Origin of the sequence: Bartonella sp. AA83SXKL (genome assembly GCF_042196965.1) — a bacterium.
In the GTDB taxonomy this organism is placed as follows: domain Bacteria; phylum Pseudomonadota; class Alphaproteobacteria; order Rhizobiales; family Rhizobiaceae; genus Bartonella.
This window is the reverse complement of sequence record NZ_JBHIRG010000018.1, coordinates 21,283-27,873: the sequence shown is the minus strand read 5'-3', so window position 1 is coordinate 27,873 and position 6,591 is coordinate 21,283. Positions and strand designations below refer to the sequence as shown.

At 40.2% G+C, this 6,591-nt stretch carries 3 protein-coding genes and 3 pseudogenes; 5 read left to right on the top strand and 1 reads right to left on the bottom strand.

The genetic code is table 11. From position 1 onward, the window contains the following. The 5 genes and pseudogenes from ACFINO_RS07545 to ACFINO_RS07525 all read left to right on the top strand — a co-directional run. Window positions 1-548, top strand: a 548-nt coding sequence (locus ACFINO_RS07545; RefSeq protein WP_375655362.1) for a tyrosine-type recombinase/integrase, incomplete at its 5' end; no start/stop codon positions are given. A gap of 176 nt (window positions 549-724) precedes the next feature. Further along, complete coding sequence (locus ACFINO_RS07540; protein WP_015856773.1) at window positions 725-925, top strand: AlpA family transcriptional regulator; 201 nt, start codon at window positions 725-727, stop codon at window positions 923-925. Window positions 926-1,024: 99 nt separating this feature from the next. Beyond that, complete coding sequence (locus ACFINO_RS07535) at window positions 1,025-1,933, top strand: toprim domain-containing protein (RefSeq protein WP_375655361.1); 909 nt, start codon at window positions 1,025-1,027, stop codon at window positions 1,931-1,933. Further along, a pseudogene (locus tag ACFINO_RS07530) lies at window positions 1,930-3,534 on the top strand (YfjI family protein). The gene ACFINO_RS07535 and the pseudogene ACFINO_RS07530 overlap by 4 nt, the downstream one beginning before the upstream one ends. Before the next feature lie 621 nt (window positions 3,535-4,155). Further along, a pseudogene (locus ACFINO_RS07525) lies at window positions 4,156-5,567 on the top strand (DEAD/DEAH box helicase family protein); the annotation flags it as partial. A gap of 337 nt (window positions 5,568-5,904) precedes the next feature. Here ACFINO_RS07525 and ACFINO_RS07520 read toward each other — a convergent pair. Beyond that, window positions 5,905-6,581 (bottom strand): annotated as a pseudogene (locus tag ACFINO_RS07520) (hypothetical protein). Between the last annotated feature and the right edge of the window lie 10 nt (window positions 6,582-6,591).

Genomic DNA, 6,591 nt, shown 5'->3' with positions numbered 1-6,591 from the left:
AAGATGTTCCTGCCTTTTATCAGTCACTCTGCAAAACAACAACAATGACACAACTGGCTTTGCGTTTGCTTATTCTTACAGGCGTTCGTACACGTCCTTTGCGCTATATGCATAAAGATAAGATTGATGGGGATATATGGACCATTCCTGCTGAAAGTATGAAAGGACGACGCGATGCTACAGAAGAATTCCGCGTTCCTTTATCATCAGAAGCACTAAAAGTGATTAAACAAGCACGCCTTTTATCTCGTAATGGGTTTCTTTTTTCTGCAACCGGTCGTGGTCCCCTTGCACAGAACAGCATGTTACAATACATGAAAAAAACAGGACTTGAAGCCTGTCCGCATGGTTTTCGCTCTAGTTTACGTGATTGGCTCGCAGAAACAACCAATGCCCCTTATGAGGTTGCTGAAACCATTCTAGGTCATACGGTTGGGGGAAAAGTGGAGCGTGCCTATCGTCGGACTGACTATTTAGAACAGCGTCGTATTTTTATGGATAGATGGGCTTCTTATGTTACTGATCAAAACAATAAAAGTTGTGGATAGCTCTATGTCTCCATTTTCCTTATTTTATCCATAACGGATAATACAATCACAAATTATTGCTTCTCTTGATAAAAAATCACAAGATATTGTTTTTTTGCTGGAAAAGTTTGCTACGAATTGCTATTTATATATAGTTAATAAACAGTGATTCTATCATTTAATATAAAGGGGATTCCATGATTCCAAACGGACCACTCCTCACAGTACGTGAGAGTGCAAAACTACTTAATATAAGCGTTTCAACACTTTGGCGGCGGGTCGCTGATGGCTCGGTACCAAAGCCTTTAAAGATCGGTTCCTTAGCGCGCTGGTTACAATCTGACCTTTGCGATGTAATCGAAAAGGCAAAAAACCAACGTGGCAACGACGCCGCCTAAAGAAAACTTCGCCTTATAGGACAGACAAAGTATTTCGACTTTCGCAAATCCCGAAATAACAGAATCTGTCCTGTAATGCAAGTAGCAGGAAGGGATTTTATGCATTTTACAAATGCTACAACAAGCAATGCTTATGCATTGCATACAACAGCTCAAAAAATTACTTGTGCATTACGTGGAGTTTGGCATGGGCGTTATGGAATAGCCCGTTGCCCTGCTCATGATGATAGGCTTCCTAGCTTATCCCTTGCCAATGGACATGATGGGCGTCTCTTACTCTATTGTTATGCTGGCTGCTCTTTTAGAGAGATCATACAAGCGCTTATTAGAATTGGATTGCTTGGAAAACAAGCTTATGATCAGACGCTCTCTTTCTCAAAACAGTTTTGTGCTGATCTCAAACAAGCAAAAAGGAAAGCAGAAAGAGCAATTTGGCAACAAAGCCAACCAATCAAAAATACTTTAGCAGAAACCTATTTACGTATGCGGGGTATTACATGTGATTTGCCTACAGATTTACGCTTTTACGACAAATGTCTACACCCCTCTGGGGGTACATTGCCCGCGTTGATTGCTCTTGTTAAGGGGGCTGGTTCCTTTGCCATTCATAGAACCTTTTTAAAAGACAATGGCTGCAAAACAGATCAGAAACCAGCAAAAGCCATGTTGGGATCTGTAACGGGTGGTGGGGTGCATTTAAGCCAAGCCAATCCAAAACATCTGGTTATTTGTGAAGGCATTGAAACCGGTCTGGCTCTACTGTCTGGGTTGTTATCTGAGCCCGTGAATTTATGGGCGTCTCTTTCAACCCATGGCATGATGCATGTGAATTTACCTCTTACAAAAGCCCGTCTCACCATTGCAATGGATGGCGATGATGCGGGGCGTAAAACAGGTTTTACCCTCGCTGCACGTGCCTATAGACAAGGCTTTGAGGTTTTTATCATGCAAGCCCCCTACGGTCTAGATTTCAATGATGTTTTGATACTAAAAGGTATAAATAAATGAGAGAGAATAAAAACAATATTATAGATACCAACAATCAAAATGTTTCATGCAATGATAACGATAATGGCTCTTTAAATGATAAGACTTGTTTAGAAGCCATTCCTTATAAACAAGCATTGCAACAAAACGGTTGGGGGGAATTAAAACCACTTGAATATACTCTCTTACCCGTCGAGTCTTTTCATGCTGCGCAAATGCCTTTAACTTTAAGTCGCTATGTTTATGACGTTGCTGACCGTCAACAAGCGCCTCTTGATTTTGTGGCTGTCGCTGCTTTGTGTGGCTTGGCTGCTCTCATTGGCAATGGCGTGCGGATTGCTCCAAAACAACATGATGATTGGAAGATTGTCCCTAATCTCTGGGGGCTCTTATTGGTCAACCTTCAACCATGAAAACACCTACCATGCAAGCCGCTTTAACTCCCATCACTTGCCTTCAAAAGAAATGGTATAAAGACTGGCTAAAGCAGAAAGAGAGACAAGAAATTGAAGAGATACTTGAAACTTTAGACAAATCCGAAAAGAAAAAACAAGCCCATAAAGCAATAAAAAAGGAGATCTTGAAACAGCCCGTGCTCTTTTGTCTGAAACCCTCTCTAAAGACAATGCGCATGATGATGATGTCTCCCGTTTTATTGTCAATGATACGAGCGTGGAAAAGCTTGGGGAACTTTTAAAAGAAAACCCCCGTGGTCTCTTGATGGTGCGTGATGAATTATCCGGTTTCTTAACAGATATGGAACGGAAGGAATATCAATCAGACCGCGCCTTTTATCTCACAGCTTTTAATGGCGATGATCAATTTACTTATGACCGTATGAGCGTGGAACCATTTTTATCCCCCATGTCACCTTATCCATGATTGGAGGCATTCAACCCTCTCGCATTCTGCCCTTTATACGCAATGTTTTATATGGCAAAGGCAATGATGGTTTCTTACAACGCTTTCAAATGCTTGTATGACCCGATGAGACAAAAGATTGGAAATGGGTTGATAGACCGCCCAATCAAGAGGCATGGGAAACTTATGAAGGGGCATTTCGTTCTCTTTATGATAACCCCCTTGGTTCACCAGAATATCCGCTTGTGATGCGTTTTTCTGCTGAAGCTCAAGAGATCTTTCGTGAATGGATGCAAAAGATTTTTAAAGAAGCCAAAGAGAATAACCTTTCTGAAAGCTTACAAGCGCATCTTTTGAAAATGGATAAAACCATACCAACCCTTGCGTTGATTTTTGAATTGACCGAAGGGGGGCGTTTTGAAATCAATAGAAATGCTCTTGAGAGAGCCTTGTATTGGGAAAAATATCTGTTAAGTCATGCCAAACGTCTTTATGCGGCGGGGGATACATTAACAGCAGAGCGTGCAAAATTAATTGTTGAACGCTGTGATCATTTACCCGATATTTTTACAGCAAGGGATGTTTATAAACGTGATTGGAAATGTTTAACAGACAATCAAACCGTTAAGCAAGCTTTAGAGCTTTTATGTCGTTGTAACTATATTCGTGAAATCTCTGGAGAGAATAACTCCCAAGGCGGTCGACCTACCATACGTTATGAATGGCACCCCTTAGTGAAAAGTCATAAAACATTTCAATGAATGAATTTTAAATTCCAATAAAACATATAACTTATGTATTCATAAAATGAAACCTTCAAAACATTCCCCATCTATTGGTTTTGGAGGTTTTGGAGGTTTTTGGGGGTATGGGGGGTATGGGGGGTATGGGGGTTCTTTTTACCCCCCCTTTATATATATTTTTTAGTCAAAAATAAAAGTTATTATATTTCAAGTAGTTAATATTTTACAGATCTAAAAAACAACCTATATTGAAATTACAACCTATAAATTCAACCAATAATATATGTTTTGTAGGTGTTTTGGGGGTTTTAAAAACAGACAAAACCTATCTGTAAAATAATTCATAAAACTTATCAAAATACTCATTCTGATGTTTTAAAGTCCATGGTGCATTTGTCTTGATTAACAGGTCAATTAACACATCAAATAAACAGCAAATTTCACTATTTTGCTGATCTGATCCCGTATCATGGGCTGTGGATAAACAGCATTTAAAAAACTTTTTGAAAAAATTTATCCGCTTTTTAGCATTTTCCGAATTTTTCACACTATTCATTCAAAATGGATTTAATAAGCTTCATTTTGATTCTTTTGAAGAGAATTAATCAATAGAATATATTGTCATGGAGTTTATTCTTTATGCTTCGCCCTCATCATTATGATCATGAACATGTCTCTTTACGCTCTCTCTTAGAATATTATCGTCAACAAGCAAAATCACCCCGTGAATTGGGAACCATGTTTGAAAACCTTGTAAAAGCTTATTTGACAAACGACCCGCTTCAAAAGCAAGAATACGAAAAGGTTCAAACCTATTGTGAATGGGCGCAAGAGCGTAATGAAGATGGAACGGATATTGGTATTGATCTGATCGCTACAATCCGTGATCAAGGAGGCTATGCGGCTATTCAATGTAAATGCTATGATGCTTCTCACATAATTAAAAAAGAAGATATTGATAGTTTTATAGCAGCTTCTGGCAAAAAGATCTTCACCCGTCGTATTCTGGTTGATAGCACCGAAACAGATTGGAGTGACAATGTTGAACTGACTTGTGATGGTCAAGAGGTTCGTATTCAACGCATAAACCTTTTTGATTTAGAGAACAGTCAAATCGATTGGGGGCATATAAAGAAAAAGGTGAAGCTACCCTTAAAGAGCAACCCCAAAAAAAGCTTTTAGATCATCAAAAAGAAGCCCTTGAGAAAGTCTGTGAAGGTTTACAAGAAGCAGACCGTGGCAAGCTGATTATGGCATGTGGTACGGGCAAGACTTTCACCAGTTTGAAGATAGCAGAAACCATAGCAGGTCAAGGCAAGCGTGTGTTGTTTTTGGTGCCCTCCCTTGCTCTCATATCTCAAACAATCCGTGAATGGACAGAAGATACAGAAGTACCCTTGCGCTCCTTTGCCGTGTGTTCGGATACACAAGTGGGAAAACGTCGTAAGAATAAAAATGATGCTCTTGAATTTGATAGCTCTGATCTTGCCTTGCCGGCTACCACGGATGCAAAAGAACTGGCTAGTAAAGCGGGTAAGGTTTCACATGATCTGATGACTGTGGTCTTTTCTACTTACCATTCAATCCAAGTGATTTCGGATGCGCAAAAAAAGTATGATTTACCCGAATTTGATCTGATCATCTGTGATGAAGCACACCGTACCACTGGAGCTGTGTTAGGAACAGACAAGCGTGAATCTGAATTTATCAAGGTTCATGATAACAGCATCATTCGGGGCAAAAAACGTCTGTACATGACGGCAACCCCTAAGATCTTTACCGACAAGCTGAAAAAGAAGGCTGACGCATCTGATGCTGTTCTGGCGTCCATGGATGATGAAACCCTTTATGGCAAACAACTTCATCATTATACCTTCGCGGAAGCTGTCGATAATGAACTGTTAACCCCTTACAAGATTGTGGTCTTGGGAATTGATGAAACCTATATTACACCAGCCATACAAGAGATTATTGCCAATGAAAACCGTGAAATTGATTTAGATGATGCGGCAAAAATTATTGGCTGTTATAGAGCACTTACCAAAATAGATAAGCAACTGCTTTTAATTAAAAAATTACCAGTACCTAAAGGCCAAAATTGTCATGATCCTCCCGAGTATATTGCAGCCCCGAATAAAGCTGCCCCATGCGACATGGGACTTCCATGCCTGCCTAATGCGCCCAGACTTCTATCGCTTTTTGTTTTGACGCTTGCATTAATCTCTCTTGGGCACGCAGCGTTTCGTATGCAGCAAGCCAGAATCCTGCAAACTGCGTCCCAGCGGATCGTTCCCTGCTAACAACAATAAATCTTTTCCAACCGTAAACAAGCATTATCGTTATCATTGACGGGGGTATTTTCATTGTTGTTTTGTAAATGACTCTCTTTCATAGTTCCCTCTTTTGAGAAAGTAATACGTTATTAAAATCGGTTCCTTTTGGAGCTTGCATGATAAAAACCTCAAAACCTTGCTATAAGCACGCGCAGCAAGGGTGAAACCTGCTTTACGCCCCCCATCATCTGCTGGTTTCTGATCTGTTTTGCAGCCATTGGCTTGTAAAAAGGTTCTATGAATAGCAAAGGAGCCAGCCCCCTTAACAAGAGTAACCAACGCGGGCAGTGTCATTTCTAATGGGTGATGGCATTTATCGTGAAAACGTAAATCAGCAGGCAATTCACATGTGATCCCCTGATTGCGTAAATAGGTTTCTGCTAAAGTATCTTTTATCGGTTGGCTTTGTTGCCAAATCTTTTTTGCTCTTTCTGCTTTCTGTTTTGCTCGTTTGAGATCAGCACAACATTGTTTTGAGAAAGAGAGCGTCTGATCATAAGCTTTATCAAAAAAGGCTTGTTTTCCAAGCAAGCCAATTCTAATGAGCGCTTGTATGATCTCTCTAAAAGAGCAGCCAGCATAACAATAGAGTAAAAGACGCCCATCATGTCCATTGGCAAGGGATAAGCTAGGCAATTGATCATCATGGGCTGGACAACGGGCACTTCCATAATGCCCATGCCAAACCCCACGCAAGGCATTTGTGATGCCCTGAGAATTTTCATAAAACATATTATTGTCC